Source organism: Parashewanella sp. 2210YD4-3, assembly GCF_056591735.1.
Map to the genome: position 1 here is coordinate 1 of NZ_JBWQOG010000013.1, position 22,987 is coordinate 22,987.

Annotated in this window: 21 protein-coding genes; 10 read left to right on the forward strand and 11 right to left on the reverse strand. The window is 42.6% G+C overall.

What is annotated here, in order from left to right; translation table 11 throughout:
* Positions 1-147 precede the first annotated feature (147 nt).
* Positions 148-693: a gamma carbonic anhydrase family protein gene (locus AC1EU0_RS16495; protein ID WP_480303663.1), complete on the forward strand. Its 546-nt coding sequence runs from the start codon at positions 148-150 to the stop codon at positions 691-693.
* On the opposite strand, the gene AC1EU0_RS16500 is transcribed toward AC1EU0_RS16495, so the two are convergent.
* Positions 684-947 carry a DUF1488 family protein gene (locus AC1EU0_RS16500; RefSeq protein WP_480303664.1) on the reverse strand — a complete coding sequence of 88 codons (264 nt, stop codon included), beginning with the start codon at positions 945-947 and terminating at the stop codon, positions 684-686. The two genes, AC1EU0_RS16495 and AC1EU0_RS16500, sit on opposite strands and share 10 nt — an antisense overlap.
* 7 nt (positions 948-954) lie before the next feature.
* Positions 955-1,779 (reverse strand): shikimate dehydrogenase, encoded by an 825-nt coding sequence (gene aroE / locus AC1EU0_RS16505; protein WP_480303665.1) that lies wholly within the window; start codon positions 1,777-1,779, stop codon positions 955-957.
* Between the two features lie 50 nt (positions 1,780-1,829).
* On the opposite strand from aroE, the gene AC1EU0_RS16510 reads away from it, so the two are divergent.
* Positions 1,830-2,270, forward strand: coding sequence for a group II truncated hemoglobin (locus AC1EU0_RS16510; RefSeq protein WP_480303666.1), 441 nt, complete (start codon positions 1,830-1,832; stop codon positions 2,268-2,270).
* Here the strand turns inward: AC1EU0_RS16510 and hemF are convergent.
* From hemF to AC1EU0_RS16525, 3 genes are read right to left on the reverse strand one after another with little or no spacing between them, the layout of a single operon-like run.
* Positions 2,263-3,183, reverse strand: coding sequence for an oxygen-dependent coproporphyrinogen oxidase (gene hemF / locus AC1EU0_RS16515; protein ID WP_480303667.1), 921 nt, complete (start codon positions 3,181-3,183; stop codon positions 2,263-2,265). The two genes, AC1EU0_RS16510 and hemF, sit on opposite strands and share 8 nt — an antisense overlap.
* Before the next feature lie 14 nt (positions 3,184-3,197).
* Positions 3,198-3,755, reverse strand: a complete 558-nt coding sequence (gene tsaC, locus AC1EU0_RS16520) for an L-threonylcarbamoyladenylate synthase type 1 TsaC (protein ID WP_480303668.1) — start codon at positions 3,753-3,755, stop codon at positions 3,198-3,200.
* Positions 3,756-3,767: 12 nt separating this feature from the next.
* The gene (locus AC1EU0_RS16525; protein WP_480303669.1) at positions 3,768-4,334 is read right to left on the reverse strand and encodes a DNA topoisomerase family protein; all 567 of its coding nucleotides are present in this window, start codon (positions 4,332-4,334) and stop codon (positions 3,768-3,770) included.
* Between the two features lie 128 nt (positions 4,335-4,462).
* Here AC1EU0_RS16525 and AC1EU0_RS16530 point away from each other — a divergent pair, with 128 nt between their 5' ends.
* Positions 4,463-6,241 (forward strand): collagenase, encoded by a 1,779-nt coding sequence (locus tag AC1EU0_RS16530; RefSeq protein ID WP_480303670.1) that lies wholly within the window; start codon positions 4,463-4,465, stop codon positions 6,239-6,241.
* A gap of 97 nt (positions 6,242-6,338) precedes the next feature.
* Here AC1EU0_RS16530 and AC1EU0_RS16535 read toward each other — a convergent pair whose 3' ends face one another.
* The 3 genes from AC1EU0_RS16535 to AC1EU0_RS16545 are packed head-to-tail and all read right to left on the reverse strand — an operon-like array spanning position 6,339 to position 9,015.
* Complete coding sequence (locus tag AC1EU0_RS16535) at positions 6,339-6,812, reverse strand: DUF494 family protein (protein WP_480303671.1); 474 nt, start codon at positions 6,810-6,812, stop codon at positions 6,339-6,341.
* 5 nt (positions 6,813-6,817) lie between these two features.
* A complete protein-coding gene (dprA, locus tag AC1EU0_RS16540) occupies positions 6,818-7,933 on the reverse strand; it encodes a DNA-processing protein DprA (protein WP_480303672.1) in 1,116 nt (371 codons plus the stop codon).
* Positions 7,930-9,015: a LysM peptidoglycan-binding domain-containing protein gene (locus tag AC1EU0_RS16545; RefSeq protein WP_480303673.1), complete on the reverse strand. Its 1,086-nt coding sequence runs from the start codon at positions 9,013-9,015 to the stop codon at positions 7,930-7,932. The genes dprA and AC1EU0_RS16545 overlap by 4 nt, the downstream gene beginning before the upstream one ends.
* 220 nt (positions 9,016-9,235) lie before the next feature.
* On the opposite strand from AC1EU0_RS16545, the gene def reads away from it, so the two are divergent.
* From def to AC1EU0_RS16575, 6 genes are all read left to right on the forward strand, one after another.
* Positions 9,236-9,748 (forward strand): peptide deformylase, encoded by a 513-nt coding sequence (gene def, locus AC1EU0_RS16550; protein ID WP_480303674.1) that lies wholly within the window; start codon positions 9,236-9,238, stop codon positions 9,746-9,748.
* Between the two features lie 9 nt (positions 9,749-9,757).
* Positions 9,758-10,714 carry a methionyl-tRNA formyltransferase gene (gene fmt / locus AC1EU0_RS16555; RefSeq protein WP_480303675.1) on the forward strand — a complete coding sequence of 319 codons (957 nt, stop codon included), beginning with the start codon at positions 9,758-9,760 and terminating at the stop codon, positions 10,712-10,714.
* Between the two features lie 2 nt (positions 10,715-10,716).
* Complete coding sequence (gene rsmB, locus AC1EU0_RS16560; RefSeq protein ID WP_480303676.1) at positions 10,717-11,997, forward strand: 16S rRNA (cytosine(967)-C(5))-methyltransferase RsmB; 1,281 nt, start codon at positions 10,717-10,719, stop codon at positions 11,995-11,997.
* 29 nt (positions 11,998-12,026) lie between these two features.
* Positions 12,027-13,436 (forward strand): Trk system potassium transporter TrkA, encoded by a 1,410-nt coding sequence (gene trkA / locus AC1EU0_RS16565; protein WP_480303677.1) that lies wholly within the window; start codon positions 12,027-12,029, stop codon positions 13,434-13,436.
* 57 nt (positions 13,437-13,493) lie between these two features.
* Positions 13,494-14,939, forward strand: a complete 1,446-nt coding sequence (locus AC1EU0_RS16570) for a TrkH family potassium uptake protein (protein WP_480303678.1) — start codon at positions 13,494-13,496, stop codon at positions 14,937-14,939.
* 380 nt (positions 14,940-15,319) lie between these two features.
* Positions 15,320-18,697 (forward strand): hypothetical protein, encoded by a 3,378-nt coding sequence (locus tag AC1EU0_RS16575; protein WP_480303679.1) that lies wholly within the window; start codon positions 15,320-15,322, stop codon positions 18,695-18,697.
* A 3-nt stretch (positions 18,698-18,700) separates the two neighbouring features.
* Here AC1EU0_RS16575 and AC1EU0_RS16580 read toward each other — a convergent pair whose 3' ends face one another.
* The 3 genes from AC1EU0_RS16580 to AC1EU0_RS16590 form a co-directional block, all read right to left on the reverse strand.
* Positions 18,701-19,156: a hypothetical protein gene (locus AC1EU0_RS16580; protein ID WP_480303680.1), complete on the reverse strand. Its 456-nt coding sequence runs from the start codon at positions 19,154-19,156 to the stop codon at positions 18,701-18,703.
* Positions 19,157-19,350: 194 nt separating this feature from the next.
* Positions 19,351-21,003 (reverse strand): chaperonin GroEL, encoded by a 1,653-nt coding sequence (gene groL, locus AC1EU0_RS16585; RefSeq protein WP_480303681.1) that lies wholly within the window; start codon positions 21,001-21,003, stop codon positions 19,351-19,353.
* Between the two features lie 30 nt (positions 21,004-21,033).
* Entirely contained in the window at positions 21,034-21,327 is a 294-nt protein-coding gene (locus AC1EU0_RS16590) for a co-chaperone GroES (protein WP_480303682.1), read from the reverse strand.
* 239 nt (positions 21,328-21,566) lie between these two features.
* On the opposite strand from AC1EU0_RS16590, the gene AC1EU0_RS16595 reads away from it, so the two are divergent.
* Entirely contained in the window at positions 21,567-22,907 is a 1,341-nt protein-coding gene (locus AC1EU0_RS16595; protein ID WP_480303683.1) for an MATE family efflux transporter, read from the forward strand.
* Positions 22,908-22,987: the final 80 nt, after the last annotated feature.

Sequence of the window (22,987 nt, forward strand, 5' to 3'; positions counted from 1 at the left end):
TGCGCAAGGGCTTTTTTAAGGTTTTTTATTGATCGACGATCGCTTGCCGACAAATCCAGCGATCTGTTTATTTTTCCTGCCAAACTAGCCTGTTTTACTGCTTTTTCGGTATAGTTTGTTAATTAGAACATATTATGGAACCAACTTATGCCTTCTCCTTTACGCCCTTACCAAGGAATTTCACCTAAAATTGGTGAGTCTGTTTATATTGATCCGCTTTCTGTATTAGTTGGTGATATTCATTTAGAGAATGATGTCAGTATCTGGCCTATGGTGGCGGCTCGTGGTGATGTAAATTCAATTCGTATTGGCAAGCGTTCCAATATTCAAGATGGTACCGTACTACACGTCACCCATAAATCAGAGTCTAACCCTACAGGTTATCCACTCACTATTGGCGATGATGTTACTGTTGGTCATAAGGCCATGCTTCATGGTTGTACTATCGGCAATCGGGTTTTGGTCGGTATGGGGACACTGATTTTGGATAACGCTACTATTAGTGATGACGTCATTATCGGTGCTGGCAGTTTAGTACCGCCGGGGAAGACATTAGAAAGTGGCTTTCTTTATGTAGGTAGCCCTGTAAAGCAAGTGCGCCCATTGACTGACAAAGAGCGCGAGTTTCTGTCTTATTCAGCCGCCCACTATGTGCGTTTAAAGAATAATTATATTGCCGAAGATTATGAGTAAACCACGATACCTTTTTCATTCATAGCTTCTTGTTCAATAAGCTCCTCAAAGATATCTTCTAAATCGAAGCGCTTGTGTTCTGCTAGTTCAAGCGCTTGTTGTTTTGACTCAATGTCTGTTTTATAGATTTCATTCAACTTAGTTAAGCTAATTTGGCATGGGATCATCATGCCTTGAACTTGTGCTGTAAACACCATTACTTGGGAGTGCTCCTCCCACTCTATGTCATCAATAAAAATAATACTTTGATTCATGGTCACTTCACTTAAGTAGATCTTGTCGTAATTGATTTAATACAGCTTCTATATTTGGTTTTACTCCACGCCAACGGTAATAACTTTCGGCGGCTTGCCCTACCAACATCCCAAGCCCATCGGCACTCTGTTTTATTCCTTGTTGCTCTACCCATTCGATAAACGCTGTTTTCTTGGCATCATAAAACATATCGTAAGCTTTTATATGAGGTTGAATGAATTCACTTGAAATGCTTGGTACTTTGCCATCGACTCCAGAAGATGTTGCGTTTATTAAAATATCACACTCAATTTGATTGGATAATTCATCCAGCCCTATTCCCTGAACATTTGATTGATTCACTTCGGTTGCTAAGTATATGGCTTTCTGTTTGGTTCGGTTTGCAATCACGATTCGATTGATCTTTTTCTCCAATAAAGGGTGAATACAACCCCTAACCGCTCCACCAGCACCTAAAATGACAATATTTTTATTGGCTATTAGACCAAACTGACGCTCCAGATCTGCCACAAGCCCTAAGCCATCGGTATTATCCCCGATCAGATTTCCCTTTTCGTCCAACCACAACGTGTTTACGGCCTTGGCAAGTTGAGCCGACTTTGAGCATTGATGACATAAAGTAAAGGCTTGCTCTTTAAATGGGACGGTGACATTCGCACCTTTGCCACCTGTTTTGAAAAAATCAGTCACCGCTTCGTCAAATCCATCTAGTGGTGCTAACCGTTTTTCATAACTCAACGCTTGTTGTGTTTGCTTAGCAAACGCTTGATGAATAAAAGGTGACTTACTGTGCTTTATGGGATTACCAAATACAGCGTATCTATCAATCATAGATGTTTCCGATATAATTCAGCCAATTTTCAACTTTCTTTAACCTTACCATGAAGTGGCTCAATAAACTGTTTAATAGTAATAACGCAATGAATGAGCGTGACCCAAAACAATCCAATGCTTATGACATGATAGGTGGTGATGACACCATCAAAGTCATTGCTCAGTATTTTTATCAATATATGGAAACTGAACCCAGTGTTCGATCATTACGAGAGATTCACCCAAGTTCATTAAAAGATTCCGAACAAAAGCTGTATGAATTTTTAAGTGGTTGGTTAGGAGGACCGCAATTGTTTCAACAGCGTCATGGTAATCCAGCCCTTAGGGCGAGACATATGCCATTTGCCATTGATGATTCTATGCGTGATCAGTGGTTAGAATGTATGGGTTATGCGTTAGGGAAAAGTTTAAAATCACCCGAACATCAACAAGCGATCTTTCAGGCGATTTCAACTTTAGCCGATCATATGCGTAATCAGCCTAAATAACTTCAGCTAACCAATTCTGAGGCTTTAGATAAGTATCATAAAGTTCAGCTTCAGGCGTTCCCGCTTCTGGTTCGTAGCAATATTGCCAGCGTACCAGTGGCGGCATTGACATCAAGATTGATTCTGTACGTCCGCCAGTTTGCAACCCAAACAGGGTGCCACGGTCATAAACCAAGTTGAATTCGACATAACGGCCACGGCGATAGAGCTGGAATTGACGCTCTCGCTCACCGTATTCAGTGTCTTTTCTTCGCTCAACAATTGGCGCATACGCTTTGATAAAGCCTTCACCCACAGCCTGCATAAAGGCAAAGCTCTTATCAAACCCCCACTCATTGAGATCATCAAAGAATAATCCACCAACACCACGCGTCTCTTGACGGTGTGGCAGATAAAAATAGTCATCGCACCATTTTTTATATTTTGGATAGACCTCATCACCAAAAGACATACATAAGTCTTTTGCGGTTTGATGCCATTCAATCACATCTTCTTTAAAAGGATAATATGGAGTTAAGTCAAAGCCACCACCAAACCACCACACAGGATCGGCGCCTTCTTTTTCAGCAATAAAGAACCGAACGTTGGCATGGGTCGTTGGAATGTAAGGATTTTTAGGGTGGATCACCAAAGATACGCCCATGGCTTCGAAACTGCGCCCTGCTAACTCAGGGCGATGCGCTGTGGCAGATGCAGGCATTTGCGCACCTGTCACATGGGAAAAATTCACGCCCGCTTGTTCGAATACTTTTCCATCTGTTAAGACACGACTTTGGCCTCCGCCACCTTCTTCTCGTTGCCATTGATCGTGTTGAAACTCGGCTTTACCGTCCAAACGCTCCAGTTCTTGGCAAATATTATTTTGTAATTGCAGTAAAAACACTTTTACTTCGTTAGCATTTGCTTTTCCCATTACTTTGCCATTCCTTATCGTAAAACTTGCCCAGTTCGGGCATCAATGATGGTAGAAGGCTGTTTACGCCCTCCTAATTCGCCTTCAATCAAGGCATCAATTTGCTGTGAAAATTGTGCTTCAATTTCATTTCCACTCATAGCAGGTGGCTCACCCGCTACATTGGCACTGGTAGACACTAACGGTTTACCTATCGCTTCACATAGCGCTATCACAGTTGGATGCGCTGAAATTCTTACCGCAATCGTATCAAACTGCCCTCTTAATTTAGTACTCACGCTCTGTTTTGCAGGCATGATTTGAGTAACAGCGCCAGGCCAATGAGATTTGATGGTACTGATTTGCTCATCGGTTAACTGGGAAAAATCGACATAATCGGCCAATTGTTCAAAACGACTGGCGACAATGATCAACCCTTTCTCCCAAGGTCGTTGTTTGATTGTCAGTAAACGTTCTATGCTAGTGACATTATCAGGATCACAACCTAACCCATAAACGCCTTCAGTTGGGTAGGCGATAATCCCACCAGCATTTATCAACTCGCTGACTTGTGTAGGATGCAGATGGTGCATCTAAGATACCTTTTAAATATTTTGTTTGAATTTACACGCTTTTTGAGGGCATTCCAATCGCACTCCAGATGCGGATTTACGGCTGACTAAAATACCAAATCCACAATCAGGGCAGGCTTGCGCCACAGGTTTATGATTGACCAAAAATTTACATTCAGGGTAAGCGTTACACGCATAAAAATTTTTGCCAAAGCGATTGGTACGGTGTTCAAGTTGCCCCTGTTCGCACTTAGGGCAAGCAATCATCCCGTCATCATCTTCATGATCAGGACGTTCAATATGATGACATTCTGGATAATGGGTGCAGCCAATGAATATACCAAATCGACCCGATTTTACCGCAAGTTCATGACCACACTCAGGGCACTCTGACCCTTCAATCACTTGGGATGCTATGGCTTCATGCTGAACCAACGGCCGTGTGTATTGGCATTGAGGGTAATTATTACAACCTAAAAAGCTGCCGTGCTGACTGTGTTTAACCGATAGTTCTGAGCCACACTCAGGGCAAAGTTCATACTCTTTCTCAAGCGCATGTTCGTGCATCGAAAACAATTGTGGATCAATTTTATTAGACATAAATATCCATTACCCTTTGGCTTAAGTGCCATTTTATCGCATCCGTCCCTACGCGCCAACTGACACAAAGCTTCACTTCCCCTTAATAATGGAATATTGTATACAAAGATAAAGAATGGAGGCATATTGTGATAATACGGACATCCCTGCTTAACGGCATCATCATTGGGCTTTTGGCCCTAACGGCATGTAGCCCTTCACCAAAAGTAGCAAAGCAAGCACTGGTAACACCTGAAATCCAACAGGTGTTGGTTTCGTCTCCAGAAGATTTATTCCAGTTCAATGCCCAATTACTCACAGCGGCGACCTTTGATAAAGCCGTTGATAGCCTTGCACCTACCACTCAAGTCAGAGACATCAATCAACTGTTATATTTTCTTCGTGCTTATAGCTATTTTGGCGATATGAAAGCTCTCACGACTGAGCAGAAACACTCACTGTCAAAGCAACTGCAAAGACTCACCACGGTTTCAGAGTTACAACAAAATCCACGTTTTCAAGAACAGTTTGCCGTTACGCTTTACCGTTATTTTGATAAAGATGATGCTGTAAAATCACTACAACCTTTGCTAAAACCATTACAAATCCAGTTGGCTGAACTTACTGATGCTCCCATCAATCAAGCAACGGATTATGCCTTGTGGGAAACCTTACGTGCCTATGGTCTTTTACTCAACCAAGCCAAAAAACAACCTGATGGCGATTTGGCAAAGACCTTGATAGAACAGCGAGTGCATTTACCGCTGATCACCTTTGCTAAACACAGTAACAGCATTCGTCAACAGAGCGATTGGCCAAAACAAAATGCTTATTGGGCATTAGCATTATATCGCTTAACCTTGCCAGCTTCTGATACTGATAGCCCCACCAAACAAGAGCAAGAAATTGATGATGCGGTTGCCAGTATTGCCGATGCTGATATTAAGCAACGTAGCGAACAAGCCAAAGATGCCTATACCCTTGGTTACCACATCAATACCTTTGCACTTCGTCAAGCTTGCTTAGAAAACAAACAACGATGCCGTATTCCTGATGAATCATCACTCTTACCATTAACCCATTCTTGCTCAGATACCATTATCATTCGCCATCAAGATCTCACATCTGAACAATTGGCCGAGTCTTGCCAACGGCTTACCTCCCAAGAAAGCGATTTCCATCAATTGCTTGATTCGCAACATGCACCCACGGCGAACGATCACAATACAGCCCTTGAAGTCATCGTATTTAAGAATTGGAGTCAGTACCACATTGGCGGTCAACTGCTGTTTGATATCAATACCGACAATGGTGGAATGTATCTTGAGGGCACACCACAAAAACCAGGAAACCAAGCTCGCTTTTTGGCTTTTCGCCAATGGTGGGTCGAACCTGAATTTTCGGTTTGGAACCTAAACCATGAATATGTTCATTATCTTGATGGCCGCTTCGTTAAATACGGACAGTTTGGTCACTTCCCAAGCCATATGGTGTGGTGGGCAGAAGGACTAGCGGAATACATTTCTAAAGGCAATGAGAACCCTAAAGCGATGAAAGTCGCTAAAGAAAGTAAAGATAAACGCCCCGATCTAAAAACCATTTTTGCCACTCAATACGGTGATGGTTTAGAGCGTACCTATCAATGGAGTTACTTAGCGATTCGCTATCTATCCGAGCATCACCCTCAAGAAATGCTAAATCTGAGCCAAGCATTGAAAGCCGATATTTTTAATGATTACCAAGCCAAACTAACGGAGTTGGAACAGCACAATGATGCCTTTCAAACTTGGTTAACCGCATTATTGGAAACCAATAAGCAAACAGAGGAAAGTAAAGCGCCCGAGATCAATAAGCTTAACCGCTACAGTTATCGTGATTATCTAACCCCGAATCATTTTGTTGCTGATCAGATGCACAAGCACTATTAATATCGCAGCATAAACAATCACGAAAGATCAACAAGTCCTAACATCTATGATCAAAAAAGGAAGCAAATCGCTTCCTTTCTTTTAGTACGCTTAAACATCATGAATGTAAACGGCCATCAGGCTGTTCAAAAATCAAGTCTTCCATTTGTTCGTAGGCGGATTGGTGACCCGGTGCATTAAACAGTACCATTAAGATCACCCACTTTAAGTCTTCCAAACCAAGATAACTGTCTTCTAACTCCATGACACGATCAATCACCATTTCACGCGTTTCGACATTTAGCACCTTGATTTGCTCTAAAAACATCAGAAAGCCACGGCTTTCAACGTCCAGCTTATCCATTTCCTCAGCGGTATAAATACGAAATGATTGTGGGTTATGAGTGCGAAGATAAGAGCCCTCCTTAGTCTGTAAATCCGCTAAATTCTCTAACCAATCTAAGGCCTTGATGATTTCTGATTGATGAAAACCGGCACGAGTTAGTTCTTTCGTTAACTCGTCTTCATCCACTAACAGTTCGGTATCTCCTTGGACATAGTTCTCGAAAAGGTACATTAATATGTCGAACATCAGGCTTAACTCCTCTTCAGTTTGACGTAACCACCAGGTACCGTTGCCACCCAACCTTGTAGTTCAAGTTCAAGTAATTGCTCCAGCACCAAATCGATCGCAATTCCACTATGTTCGACAATGACATCAATTGTCGTTGTCTCATAGCCTACACTAGCCAAGAGTGACGAAAATGGCAAATCGGGTTGTGCTTCTTCTCCTATATGGTGCTGTTTTTTTGACTCTTCAAGATGGTGACTGAAAATATTTGGTAACTCTTGCAAAATATCGTCCACACAACAGGTCAGCTTTGCCCCTTGTTGGATCATGTCATGACATCCTTGGCTTTGATGGCTCAAAATACTACCCGGCAACGCAAACACATCTCGTCCTTGCTCCATCGCCATTCTTGCCGTTATCAGTGAACCACTACGACGAGAAGCTTCCACCACTAGGGTTCCTAAACTTAGACCGCTGATAATACGATTTCGTTTCGGAAAATTTCCAGCATAAGGACGAGTATCAGGCCAATACTCACTGATGATGCATCCTTGTGTTTGAATTTCTTGATATAAACTACGATGACGCTTGGGATAAATTTCATCAACACCCGTTCCTAATACCGCTAGTGTTTTATAGCTGGTTTCCGTTCTCGCGGCTAGGGCTCCACTGTGAGCCGCACCATCAATACCCGCCGCTAAGCCGCTGGTTACCATTATTCCAGCTTCAACCAACTGTTTGGCAAATTCATAGCTGTGCTTTAATCCGGCTGGCGTTGCATCTCGACTCCCCACCATCGCCACGGATGGTAATGCTAATGCCATAGGATCGCCTTTAACAAACAGCAACGTAGGAGGATCAGCGATTTCACGAAGTAACGATGGATAATCATCATCGTCAAGGCAAATAATATAATGTTCAGCTGAGGCTTCCAGCCAAGATAACGCAGAATCAACTTTAGCAGGATTGAATGTTAAAGAAGTAAGACTTTGAACTGAACGCGGTAAGTCACTAGGGCGATGTTCGATCGCCCAGCGCAGCTCAGATAAGGATAAATGCTTTAGTAATTGTTGAACCCGAGTTGGCCCTAACCCAGATACGGCACTAACAACTAGCCAATCGGCCAGTGTCGATGCCGTCATTCTCTGGCTATAGCTCCTGATGTCGGTGTCATGACTTTATCGCCGATACGTACTGGACGGTCGTCTAATAAGATCAAGCCAAAACTGACGTTATCGAACACCTTAAACACCATCAACTTTCCACGGAACGTATCAGGAACTGTGACGGCATTATCTGCTGATAAACTCGCCATCATATCGTCGTAAGCACTACGATCACCGGTTTGTATGGGTTGACCATCGGCGTCGATAACGATTTCATCGCCATCACGAAAGATATCGAAGACTTGTCCAGGATGAATCCCTGCCTGATGACCACGATCCAGATACACCACATTCAGCTGCCCTGCTTCTCGCTGATGATTGGCAATCGCTAGCACTCTTGTGGTGGCGTTTGTTGTTCCAGGAGATGGCATGTAATAAGCCGACATCATGGCTTCTTCATCAACAGGCAGTGCATAAAAGCCCGCTTTGGTTTCTCGTAAGCTATTTAGAATTTTTAATTTAGATACTTTACCAGATTCAATCACGCGACCACTGGCAGTCAACACTAACTCTTTACCTAAATCTTCACCATGTGCTTCAAGCTCTCGCCCTGGCTCATATAAGGCAAGCTTTTGACCAACTTTAAGAGGCTGATCAATGTAAATCACATCATTGAGCATATGGAAACGAGATTCTCGCTCACCACCGACGACCATAGCTTTGCCTTCAAGCCATTGATCCGTTTCAACTCGGTTTTGCACAATATAGGGTTGAATAACCCCAAGGTCGATCATCGGAATCGCATTATTTTTAGAAATAATTCGACCATGTGGTGATAGTTTTTTATGCGGTTTTTTCACCAATCTAGGCTTACCGTTAATAAAAACTAAGGTCAATATATCACCGGGGTAGATAAGATGAGGATTACTGACTTGTGGGTTAGCCCCCCACAATTCAGGCCAACGCCATGGGTTCTGTAAATAAAAGCTAGAAATATCCCATAGAGTATCGCCTTTTTTAACTACATAGGTTTGTGGGCGATCTTGCTTTAGTGCCAAAGTATCGGCTATCGCAACACTGGATATCATTGCGAACACAATTACTAATATGCGTATCATTTAACAGTCCATTTTATTGTTACAGGTTTCCCCAACTGAAAATCGTTCGGGTACTCCTCTAAGCCATTCCCTAGCTTATTATGCCGTTCTACCGCTTGTTCATAAAGACTTATTCATCTTGAACAATGGTATTCGCCATAACAAAGGATTAAAATTACCCGATTGATTCCAGAATCAGTATAACCAACTGATTAAGATTTAACAGAGTTAGAGGACATCTATGGCACTATTAACCGTTTTGCGTTTCCCTGATGAGCGTTTGCGTACTATCGCAAAACCCGTTACTCAATTTGATGACAAACTACAGACTCAAATTGAAGACATGCTTGAGACCATGTATGAAGAAAAAGGCATTGGCCTTGCTGCTACTCAAGTTGACTATCATCAACGCTTAATTGTCATGGATCTGCAAGATGAAGTAGAGCGCCCAAATGTATTCATTAATCCTGAGATTGTTGAATCCAGCGGCCATTTTGAAAACGAAGAAGGCTGTTTATCTGTTCCTGGCATATACGCCAAAGTTGAACGCGCCGAAAACGTGACCGTAAAAGCCCTTGATCGCGATGGTAAAGAATTTACTGTCGAAGCTGATGGTTTGTTTGCTATCTGTTTGCAACATGAAATGGATCACCTTGTTGGCAAGCTGTTTGTGGATTATTTATCACCACTAAAACGCAACCGCATTAAACAGAAGTTGGAAAAAGAAGCGCGTCTCTCTGCGAAAAACGCCTAAGGTACTACTTTGAAACCATTAAACATTATTTTTGCCGGTACGCCGGATTTCGCTGCTCGACATTTGCAAGCCTTGATTGACTCTCATCATAATGTGATAGGCGTTTATACCCAACCAGATCGTCCCGCGGGTCGTGGAAAAAAACTCCAAGCTAGCCCAGTAAAACAATTAGCTCAGCAACATGAAATTGCCGTTTATCAGCCTAAAAGCTTAAGATTAGAAGATGCTCAACAAGAGCTAGCCTCTCTCAACGCTGATATCATGGTCGTAGTGGCCTACGGCTTGATCTTGCCACAGGTGGTACTTGATACCCCACGCTTGGGTTGCATTAATGTTCATGGTTCTATTTTGCCACGTTGGCGTGGTGCCGCTCCGATCCAGCGTTCAATTTGGGCTGGTGATGCAGAGACGGGCGTTACCATTATGCAAATGGATATCGGTCTAGATACCGGTGATATGCTGCTAAAAACTAAGCTGCCCATTTTACCTGAAGATACCAGCGCTACTTTATATGAGAAATTAGCAGAGCAAGGGCCTCAAGCGCTACTCGCCGCCCTAGATGGGCTGGCTGCAGGCACTTTGCAAGCTGAAAAGCAAGACGATGCACTCGCTAACTACGCTGAAAAGCTGTCAAAAGAAGAAGCCAAAATCGACTGGAATAAACCTGCCAAGCAATTATGGCAAGAAGTGCGTGCGTTCAACCCTTGGCCGGTCAGTCATTTTTCACACCATGAGCAAACCATCAAAGTGTGGGAAGCAGATTTTCAAAGCGCGGAACATAATGCCAACATCGGTAGCGTAGTTTCTGCCGATAAACACGGTATTGCGATTGCTACCACTGACGGTGTTTTAATTTTAAAGACACTACAAATTCCAGGCAAAAAGCCGATGGCGGCTGTAGATGTCCTCAATGGCAAAGCCGATTGGTTTCAAATTGGACAATTGATCGGCAACAGTGAGGCTTAACCATGAATGTAAGAGCCCTCGCAGCTAAAGCCTTATACGCTGTCCTTGAGCAAGGTATTTCATTATCAGTTGCTCTGCCAGAGCAACAAAAAAAACTCACTAACGGCAAAGATAAAGGTCTGTTAGCCGAGCTTTGTTATGGTGTACTTCGTGTGCTACCGCAACTGGATAAACGTGTCAGTGACTGTTTGAGCAAGCCGTTTAAAAATAAACAACGAGTATTGCATCAATTGTTGTTGGTTGGCTGTTATCAGCTGTACTTTACCCGTATCCCTGAACACGCGGCGATTTCTGAAACCGCTGAAGCTTGCCGCCAACTTAAATTTGATGGCTTAGTTAAAGTCATCAATGGGGTACTTAGAAATATTCAACGTAGCAAAGCTGAACTCAGTACCGATAACTCTGTATTAGAGTTCAATACCCCCAACTGGCTCATTAAGCGCTTACAGCAAGCCTATCCAGATACTTGGCAACGTATCATTGAGCACAGCCACCAGCGTCCTCCTATGTGGCTGCGTAATAATCAAATATCACAAACTCGTGAGCAGTATCTTCAATCTTTGACCGATGCCGGTATTGCTGCATCAAAAGGCAATAGCAAAGATTCAATCTTACTTGAGCAAGCGACAGATGTGATGCAGTTACCAAACTTTGCTCAAGGTGCTGTTTCTGTTCAAGATGCTGCGGCACAATGGGCGGCTTGGTTACTTGAGCCAAAAGATAATGAGTTGATATTAGATGCGTGTGCGGCTCCCGGTGGTAAAACCTGCCATATATTAGAGCAAGCCCCAAAAGCGCAAGTGGTCGCCGTCGATTTTGATGACAAACGCTTAGCCCGCGTTAACGAAAACCTATCGCGTCTCAACTTAACAGCACGCACGATTCACGGTGATGCCGCGAATATTGATGAGTGGTGGCATGGAGACAAGTTTGACCGTATCTTATTAGATGCACCATGCTCAGCAACCGGTGTTATTCGTCGCCATCCTGATATCAAATGGTTGAGACAGTCGAAAGATATTGAAGAGCTTGCCAAACTACAAGCGCAGATCTTAGACCACTGTTGGCAATGGCTAAAACCGGGTGGCACTTTGTTATATGCCACGTGCTCAATTTTACCTGAAGAAAATGCCGAGCAAATCAAAGCATTTCTCGCTCGCACATCTGATGCTAAGCTTGAAAGTATTGCCGAGCAAAACGATAACCAAAATATTGGTTGGCAAATCACTCCAGGTGAGTCTGGAATGGACGGTTTTTACTATGCCCGCATTCGAAAATCATAGGGCTCGATAAAAAATCATAGGGATAGACAATGAAAATTATCATTTTAGGTGCAGGGCAAGTTGGCGGTACTCTGGCTGAAAACTTGGTCGGTGAAAACAACGATATTACCCTTGTCGATAATGATAAAATTCGGCTTCGCGCACTGCAGGATAAGTTTGACCTAAGGGTTGTTAATGGCCATGGTGCGCACCCAGAAGTACTGAAGGAAGCCGGTGCCGAAGATGCCGATATGTTGATTGCGGTCACCAACAGCGATGAATGTAACATGTCGGCTTGCCAAATTGCTTACACGCTCTACGGCACACCCACCAAAATTGCGCGTATTCGCTCTCAGCAATACCTAACCCTCAGCAATAAACTGTTTATCAATAGTGAGCGTAAAAACTCGGATAACCGATTCCGTGGTGGTTTTGTCATTGATGAGTTGATAGCCCCAGAGCAATTAGTCACCTCTTACATTCATCGCTTGGTAGAATACCCTGGCGCCTTGCAGGTATTAGAATTTGCCGAAGGTCGCTTAAGTCTAGTTGCGATTAAAGCTTATTATGGAGGCCCTTTAGTCGGTAATGCCCTTTCAGCACTGAGAGAGCACATGCCAAACATTGATACTCGAGTAGCGGCCATTTTCCGCCAAGGCCGTCCAATCATGCCACAAGGGACCACCATTATCGAAGCCGATGATGAAGTGTTTTTTGTGGCAGATAGCCGCCATGTACGTGCGGTGATGAGTGAAATGCAAAAGCTGGATAACTCGTACCGAAATATCATGATTGCCGGTGGTGGTAACATTGGTTTAGGACTCGCTAAAAAGCTTGAGCAAGACCACGCTGTTAAGCTTTTGGAATCAAGACCCGAGCGTGCGGAAGCCTTATCAGAATTACTTGAAAACACCACGGTATTTTGTGGTGATGCTGCCGATCAAGAGTTATTACTTGAAGAGCACATCGACCAAACCGACGTGTTTATAGCGGTCACCAATGATGACGAAGCCAACATCATGTCCGCTCTGCTCGCCAAAAGGATGGGAGCAAAAAAAGTGATGGTACTGATCCAGCGTGAGGCCTACGTAGACCTTGTGCAGGAAGCCAATATCGATATTGCGATTTCACCCCAGCAAGCCACCATTTCCGCACTATTAACACATATTCGACAAGGCGATATTTGTAACGTCTACTCATTACGAAGAGGGGCGGCAGAAGCCATCGAAGCGATTGCTCATGGTGATGCCAACACCTCTAAAGTGGTCGGTAAAGCCATTGGCAACATCAAAATGCCACCGGGCACAACAATTGGTGCCATTGTACGTGACCAAGAGGTATTAATGGCACATGATAAAACCGTGATAGAGCAAGGGGATCATGTGGTGCTGTTTTTGGTTAACAAGAAATTCATTGGTGAAGTGGAGAAATTATTCCAACCTAGCGCGTTCTTTTTCTAGAGGTAAAAGCATGCTGTTACTACACTTAATTGCATCTTATCGAACGTTTTTGGTTTTATGATCAACTTTCGCCCTGTTATTTTTACCTTAGGTACATTCTTATCGATGCTGTCGGGATTCATGCTTATTCCCCTCAGCTTCTCTATCATTTATGCCGAAGACACCAGCATCGCCTTTATTCAAGCTACAGTGCTGACTAGTATTGCTGCCAGTATTTGTATTCATCAAGGGCAAAAATCTCGTATCCACCTCAATATTCGTGAGATGTTCATTCTCACCAGTATCACTTGGTTTGTAGTCAGTCTGTTTGCGGCCTTGCCTTTTACCTTTTACCACGGCATTACTTATTCTGATGCTTTTTTTGAAACCATGTCAGGGGTGACCACCACAGGCTCTACGGTATTATCTGGCTTAGACGACATGGCCCACAGTATCTTGATATGGCGATCGTTACTGCAATGGCTCGGTGGTATTGGGTTTATCGTGATGGCGGTGGCGGTACTGCCATTTTTAAACGTCGGTGGCATGCGTTTGTTTCGTACCGAATCCTCTGACTGGAGTGATAAAAGCACACCTCGAACTCAAGACATGGCTAAAAACCTGTTTTTTATCTACATCCTATTAAGCGTTGCTTGCGCTCTAAGTTATCATCTTGCAGGCATGACATGGTTTGAAGCCATTAACCACGCCATGACCACCATCTCCACTGGTGGCTATTCAACCTCAGATCAGTCCATGTCTCACTTTTCCCATTCAGCACAGTGGATCAGCACCTTATTTATGCTGGCTGGCGGACTGCCTTTGATCATCTTCGTGCAATGCATTGCCCTACGCACACTATTGGTTTGGAAAGACGCTCAAGTTGTCGGGTTTGTGAAGTTTTTAGCTTTAGTTTCCATTGTATTAGCCGTTTGGTATTGGTTTACCCATGATGGCACTCACCCGCTCGATGCCCTCAGGCTGGCAGCCTTTAATGTGGTCTCGGTGGTCACTACCACAGGATATGGGCTTACTGATTATGGGGCTTGGGGCGCATTTTCTTTTGTAGTATTTTTATTTTTAATGTCGGTGGGCAGTTGCTCCGGCTCTACCTCTGGTGGCATCAAAATTTTCCGTTTTCAAATTGCCTTTGCCATTATGCGTGAACAACTGAAAGTACAATTTCATCCCAATGGTGTCTTTACCGAAAAATACAATAACCGCAGCATTCAGCCGGATATTGTGCGCTCTTTAGTGACCTTTATGTTGCTGTATGTGGCAGTGGTGATAGTTATAACCATTATTTTGGTGTTAACCCATTTAGATCCGATGACCAGTTTAACCGCAGCGCTCACTGCCGTAGCCAACGTCGGCCCCGGATTAGGAAACATTATTGGTCCGTCAGGTAATTTCTCTAGTTTGAGTGATACGGCAAAGTGGACATTATCGATTGGTATGCTGTTGGGACGATTGGAAATCTTAACCGTGGCAGTGATTTTCCATCCAAAGTTTTGGAAGTTTTAACAATGGATTATGTTCTGAATAAATTTTACCTATGTGCTAGGGGGCGTTCCCAATTAGATTTTTGATTTGAAAAGTAATAATTAATAATAAAAAGATAGTCACTGTCACGGCGTATTTATTATTCATAGAGTGCAGAAAACCATGATTTGTAAGCCGCTTTTATTAGAACTGATTGATCTCTTAGGATTGAGTTTTGAGGTATTTGATCACTTTTCGCTCAAGGAGTGAGCCGTGAAGGTTTGTTCCTAACCTGTTCTATATATTTGATTTTCCACCCCATCCATAAACTATGTTTAATCCATCAAAGATACACTCTACGCTATATTGGTGGCGTAGGAGACAACCAAAAGGAGAAGATAAATTACTAATTTGAGGTAAGCATGTTTAACCCGACTAGCCTTTTAAATAGCGCTTATTACTGGCTCATGGGCTATGCGCCTGTTGAAGCGGAAAATGAAGATTCATTATACCAAGACCCGACTGTGACCCATCCTGAGAATGTCAGTGATGAAATAAAGCAACTTCGCCTATCACCTATACAAGATACTCCTTGCCTACAGGTCGAGTCTCAATCCACACACCGACTTAACGGCCAACTTCATCGATTTTATGCTCGAGCAACCGAATTACACGCTAAGTTTGACACTCTTTACAAAGGAATCAGCAAACAAAGGGCAACGACCGAACAACAAATTGAAGCAGAGACTTTATACATAGAGAATTATTGGTTGCTCAAACATTATCATCACTATGTATCCCAAAGTCCCATCGAACAAGAATTCTTGCAATACACCTCTGACCCCGCCAGAGCATCAAACTACAGCTATGCCATGATGCATATTCTGATAATGAATCAATGCCTCCAATGTGCTGAAATAATATTTGATGGTTTCATATTGTTAAACGATATACACCGTGGCGTTTGCAAAAGTAGGCTGCCAATGGCCGCCCGCTCCATTGCTGATACTCTATTGAGTAAAGAACTCAGTAATGACAGCTTAGATTCTTTTATTGAATTAAAAATCACCTTGTTTAGGCAAGGGATTGAGCTCACAGAAAAGTCTCAATACTCGAAAGGGTTTACTAATCTGTGTAAAAATTTCGCTCAATTTATGGCAAATACAGGGAGCTTAGTTCAAGAAGCTGCACAACAAGATTTGGTTTTCACTGACAATAATTTAAAAGCCTCAAGGCAAGCTTTAAAGGAGTTTCCATTTCTTGAACGCATCCATCATGAAATCTTAACAACGGTTTTTGTAGGGAAAGATAAAGATGAACGGCAACAATATCAATATTTAATTGATTGTTTACGCTTTGCACAATACTTGATTGCACCAGCAGAGATAATATCACTATTGGCTCTGCTTAATCAGGCGCAAGGTCTTCCGGATGAGGAACAACTGCTATCGCTCATCGATTTACTCGCATTCTTTCTTAACCGTTCGCTTCCAAATGACCCCATTGTCGGCACACTGTTTATGTCTCCGCATGTAGAAACCTTAGTGTATATGATGACCGATCAAAATAGTTGGTTGCAGCAAAACCTAACAAAAGAGATTTTTTCTAGGCAGAGCAAGAAAGCAAGAGCAGCATCGGCATTAGCAAATCAAATCTTAGCTGTTCATTTTAGACATCGACTACCCCAAATTGTTGTGCCCAAAATGACTTCACAACCAATTGACACATCTACAGCCAAACCAACAACGTCAACAGATTGCGCTCAACAAGAGCCAAGTCAAAAGATAGATCAATGCGTAGAGGTGGCACTTTCTATACCAGTAATGGCCAGCTACCGTACTCCATTAACAAGATTCCGAGTTTCTAGTCGATCTTATCAAGACTTAAATGCTTTGTACTGGCAAGCCACGCCTTACGTTGCTCAACTCGAGCACCAACTACATACGAAACCAAATGAAAACATCTCGGACGAGATGCTTAAAAGTGTGGATCTAATCAATTCTCGTTATCAAACTCTATTAACAAAAACACCAGTTCAAAGACAATTATTAGTGCACACGTCACCACACATTAAATTAGATTCAGACATAAAAGATAAAATGCATGAAGTCCTTTCAAACCTTAAAAGAAATCACCATACACTTCAACGACTTAGCTGTTTACATAAACGCTACAAATATGAAACCTACCAACACCTACCGAAATTAGAAAGCTTGTACAACAACCTTGCGACCGCAAAATCTGTCGAGGTTTACCAACAACAAATTGCAGAGATAGCAAAAAAAATACGAGAAAGTCAGGTGGAACGATTGGATAGTATTATTCATTTTCTTACACGGATCGCAAATGTTAAGGAAGGAGCAAATAGTAGAGAAAAACAATCAGAATTGATCATCTTCAGTATCACAATGATGTGCGAATACTGGGAAGCGGCCTTAGAAATATATTCTAAATGTCACTCGCATAGTTATGCTTCTACAGTCATTTTATCTCCTCTCAAAAAATCAGTATTTCACGGTACTTTTTCTCAAAATAGGGCATTGTTATCGGCTGCGTTAATACCATCAGGCTTGAACATTTCCCCTGAGCTTCGACAGCGATGGAATTGTATCAAGCTGATTGTTAGTTCAGAAGATACAGTAGAAGCACTAACTCAATTAGACTCTTTTAATATTGATCTTTATACACCTAATTTCATGCTACAACTTCTGTTCAAAGAACTGACTCAAAGAGTCCATTCCGAAATAACAAAAATCGGCAGTACCAAGCGAGCTGTTAATTGCCCTATTTCAGTTGCTGTACTAAATAGCTTTAAATATGGCTGGCTAAAATGTCATTGGTCTGAACTTGAATTCATACAAAAAGGATGCGTCCCAAAAGATCAAAATGTACTTTTACTCATCAAAAAACATCAACACGATATTACTCAGCAATGGGCTGAGGCAAAAGAACAATTAGCGCAACTGCAAAAGCGTTGGTTACAACTACTTGAACGAAAAAAGAAGCCTAGGCCTGCGGATCAAAAAAAAGCGCCTCGCCCTTTAAAACCCCAACTTCAGAAAGTAATTCAACCAGTCGCTGAAACGCCTGCTCCAGCTCAATCTGAAATTGATAAGGTATTTTCTCCCATCGAATTGCTAGCAAAGACTAATGTTTCAAAGGCCATTCAAGAGTTTCAGAAAATCTATGAATTATCTCAGTCTAAACCAGACTATCAAGTTCGTGCGCAAATCGGTATAGCGTTCGCTTCAGTGCAGGACGTCACCAAAGCACTCAATAAATTTAAATCCATATCAAAAGATGCAGCAGCATTTAAACTCGAACTAGAAACAGCGATTAAAATTAAATATCATCGTTTTGGTGATGATTCACTCTACGATAGAATGATTTTACACTATGGCAAGTTAACTGAACTGTGTGAACAATTAAATGAAAGCGTCAATACATTTCAACAACGATTAGCTAACTTCAATGCCATTTCAGCTCAGGTTTCAAGTGAAGATCAACAGAACCATGACATTGTCTGCGAAGCATTAATTGAGTGCACAGAAAGAATACACTCCGTTGAACAAACATTATCACTTCTCGGTGACTGTATTGAACTACGACGACAACACAATGCACTTTTAGCCAATACTCGATTCAAACAACATGTTGACCATGATCACCGAGCCTATGTTGGAGCGACATTTATGAATGGTGGATATTCGGTGAAGAACTCTCAAGCCGTCGTAATGAAAGCAATCGATGCCTTAGTAACGGCACAAAGCCGAGAATTTAGTGACGAGTTTGAAGAATAATGTCTATTCGGTCACTTCAGATTTTGTTGAATTAACGGCTTTTTCTAAATGTTCAATTTTATCAGTTAACCTGTCGAAATTAGCCGCCATTTTCTTTTTCTCAGATGCTTTTACATCTTGCTCGTCAATCGTTTGCTCTCTTAATGACTCATACCCTTCTTCACGCCCTTTTTTCATCCTATCGAGTAAACTTACCCTCCGCTCTAAAAGATAAGCTTTACATTCGTTTTTAGTTGTTTTTTTATCTATTTTAGATGAGTGGAATGAGGCATCTTCTGCCATTTCAGTTACATAGCCATCTTGTTGTTGAATATCTTTGTCTGTAGGACAACCTCTTACCGTAAAACGTTTATCCGATAAATCAAGTACAACCCCATCCATTTCCTGTTCATAACCATAGAAGCTCATATTTTCTTCAGCTGAATACGGCTTTAAGATTGGGGCAATTGATCCTGACATAATCGAATAGAAATCTTTTATATTTTCTTTAGCTTACTCAATTTTCATTAAGCTCAACAGCTTAGTTTTAGGCTTTATTTTTGTAACTCATAGCGCTAGGTAATATAAGTTCAAGCTTAGTGAAATCGTATTTTTCAAGCAAAAAAAACCGCAGTCAATGACTGCGGTCTTATCAAGAATGCGTTAAGGGCAGATCACATCATGCCGCCCATACCGCCCATTCCACCCATGCCGCCACCCATGGCGCCCATGTCTGGAGCTGCTGCGTCTGATTCTTCTTCACCAATCATGGCTTCAGTTGTGATCATAAGACCAGCAATAGAACCTGCATATTGAAGTGCGCTACGGGTTACTTTGGTTGGGTCAAGGATACCCATCTCTAGCATGTCACCGTAAGTGTCATTGCCCGCGTTGTAACCATAGTTGCCCGTGCCGCCTTTAACGGTGTTGGCCACTACTGATGCTTCTTCGCCAGCATTGGTCGAGATTTGACGCAGTGGAGATTCCATTGCACGCAGTGCCATAGCAACACCATGTGCTTGGTCTTCGTTAGTCACATCAACATCAGTGACTTTTGACGCTGCACGGATAAGTGCTACACCGCCGCCAGGAACTACGCCTTCTTCAACCGCTGCACGGGTTGCATGAAGGGCATCTTCAACACGCTCTTTTTTCTCTTTCATTTCAACTTCGGTAGCTGCACCGACTTTGATCACTGCAACACCGCCAGCCAATTTCGCCATGCGCTCTTGCAGTTTTTCTTTGTCATAATCTGAAGTCGATTCTTCAACTTGTTGCTTTATTTGAGCAACACGAGCTTGAATTTGCGCTTCTTCACCATTGCCATCAATGATGGTGGTGGTGTCTTTAGTGATAACTACGCGCTTAGCGGTACCTAGGTCTTCAAGTTGCGCTTTTTCAAGCTCCATACCAACTTCTTCTGCGATTACCGTACCGCCCGTTAGGATAGCGATATCTTGTAGCATGGCTTTACGGCGGTCACCGAAACCAGGCGCTTTAACGGCTGCAACTTTTACGATGCCACGCATGTTGTTCACAACAAGCGTTGCTAGAGCTTCGCCTTCAACATCTTCTGCGATGATAAGCAGTGGTTTACCGGTTTTTGCTAAGCCTTCAAGGATAGGCAATAGCTCACGGATGTTTGAGATTTTTTTATCAACAAGCAGAATGAATGGGCTGTCTAGCTCTACGCTGCCCGTTTCTTGCTTGTTGATGAAGTAAGGAGATAGGTAACCACGGTCGAACTGCATACCTTCAACAACGTCAAGTTCGTTCTCTAGTGCTTGACCTTCTTCAACGGTGATCACGCCTTCTTTACCCACACGTTCCATCGCTTCAGCAATGATGGCACCTACGGTTTCGTCAGAGTTCGCTGAAATCGTACCTACTTGAGCAATGGCTTTTGAATCTGCACATTCTTGAGACAGCTCTTTAAGCTCAGCAACTGCAGCTTTAACCGCTTTGTCGATGCCACGCTTAAGATCCATTGGATTCATGCCTGCGGCAACCGCTTTTAAACCTTCAGTTACGATTGCTTGCGCTAGTACAGTAGCGGTAGTAGTACCGTCACCAGCAGCATCATTTGCTTTTGATGCTACTTCTTTCACCATTTGTGCGCCCATGTTCTCGAACTTGTCTTTCAGCTCGATTTCTTTGGCTACGGTTACGCCGTCTTTGGTGATCAGTGGTGCGCCAAAGCTTTTGTCTAGTACTACGTTACGACCTTTAGGGCCTAATGTTACTTTTACTGCATTTGCCAGTGTGTTTACGCCTTTAAGCATTTTGCCGCGAGCGTCATTACCAAATAGCACTTCTTTTGCTGCCATTGTTTTTGTCCTCTAAATTCGTGTTAAAAATTACTCAGCGACTACCGCAAGAATGTCTGACTCAGACAAGATCAATACTTCTTTGCCATCAACTTTTTCTTTTTTCACACCATAGCCTTCGTTGAAAATCACAATATCACCTACTGCAACATCTAATGGTTGAACAGTACCGTTTTCAAGAATGCGACCTTTACCTATCGCTAACACTTTACCGCGCGATGACTTTTCTGCCGCACTTCCAGTTAGCACAATGCCACCAGCTGATTTTGATTCTACTTCTAATGGCTCAATGATCACGCGATCATGTAATGGACGAATCTTCATCGATGGAGTCTCCTAACGAATAACAATCTAATTAAGATGGAATAACTGGCCATAAGCCCGTTTGATAACAGGGATATATGGCTGTATTTGTCAGTTTCAAGAGAGTGGCACAAAAAAAATCAATTTTTGTTAATGCTTGGTCTCTGCCGTTTTATGGCTATTTTTGCTAAAATACTGATTCTTTACCGCTTCGTTGCATTTTTACCTCAGAAAAGCAGCAACCTCTCTTTTGGATGTTAATGAAAGATCACCACGGCATATTGCATGCGCCAATCGCGCCCACGCTGTTAAAAATGACCCTGCCAAATTTGGTGGGAATTTTTACGGTATTAAGCTTCAACCTCATAGATACTTTTTTTATCAGTCGTTTAGGCACTCATGCGTTAACGGCCATCAGTTTTACTTTTCCTGTGACGTTATTGATTGTCAGTATTGCCATTGGTATTGGTGCGGGCGTATCCACTAACTTTGGCCGCTTGATCGGAGCAAAACAGTATGATCAGGCACGGGTACTGCTACACGATGCTTTGCTGATTAGTCTGTTAGTAACAGCAATGATATGTTTGATAGGCTTTTTTAGTATTGATGGGCTGTTTCAACTATTGGGAGCAAAGGCTGCAAGCCTGCCACTTATTCATGATTACATGTCGATTTGGTACCTAGGCGCACCAATCTTAGTAATACTTATGGTGGGTAACCAAGGAATAAGGGCTACGGGTGATACCCGCACACCAGCAACGATCATGGCATTTAGCGCCCTATTAAATTTAGTGCTGGATCCGCTATTGATTTTCGGCCTTGGCCCCTTCCCTCGATTAGAAATCCAAGGCGCTGCGATTGCTACTTTGATTTCTTGGTTAGTTGCCTTTGGATTTTCAGGTTATATCATTGCCATTAAACGCCAACTGATTGAGTTTGTAGATTTCAATCTAAAGCGGATAAAGCATAGCTGGCATCGGCTAGCACACATATCTCGCCCCGCTGCTTTTACTAATCTGATCAACCCGCTAGCCAATGCTGTGTTAATGGCATTATTAGCTCGATTGGATCATGCAGCCGTAGCCGCATTTGGTGCCGGCACTCGCATTGAATCTATTTTACTGATGGCCGTTATGGCATTGTCATCCAGCCTTGTGCCTTTTATTGCTCAAAACTTAGGCGCGGGAAATCAGGAGCGCGCTAAGCAAGCACTGACTTTATCGTTGAAGTTCATTTTTATCTTTCAGTGTGTGCTGTATATTCCTGTATTTATTTTCTCCCAGAATATCGCCATTCTCTTTACCCAAGATCCGGCCGTGCTGCATTGGTTACACTTATATTTAGTGGCATTACCTTTGGCTTATGGCGGTTTAGCCATGATCATTTTATTTGCGACCGCCCTCAATGCGTACCACCGCCCGATGAGTTCTTTGGTGATTAATGTCAGCCGTTTGTTTTTATTGATGTTGCCATTGGCACTGTTAGGATCCTACCTTGATGGGGTTAGAGGCATTTTACTTGCCTTGCCAGTAACCAATTTAACTATGGGCTTGGCTTGCTACTATTTATCCAAACAGCTGACCGAACCGAATTTAAACTAATCATTAAATTAAGTTAGTTTTATGAACAATTGTTGAGACTTTCTTGCAGTTATGCGCTCTAAGTTCTGTAGTTATTTTAT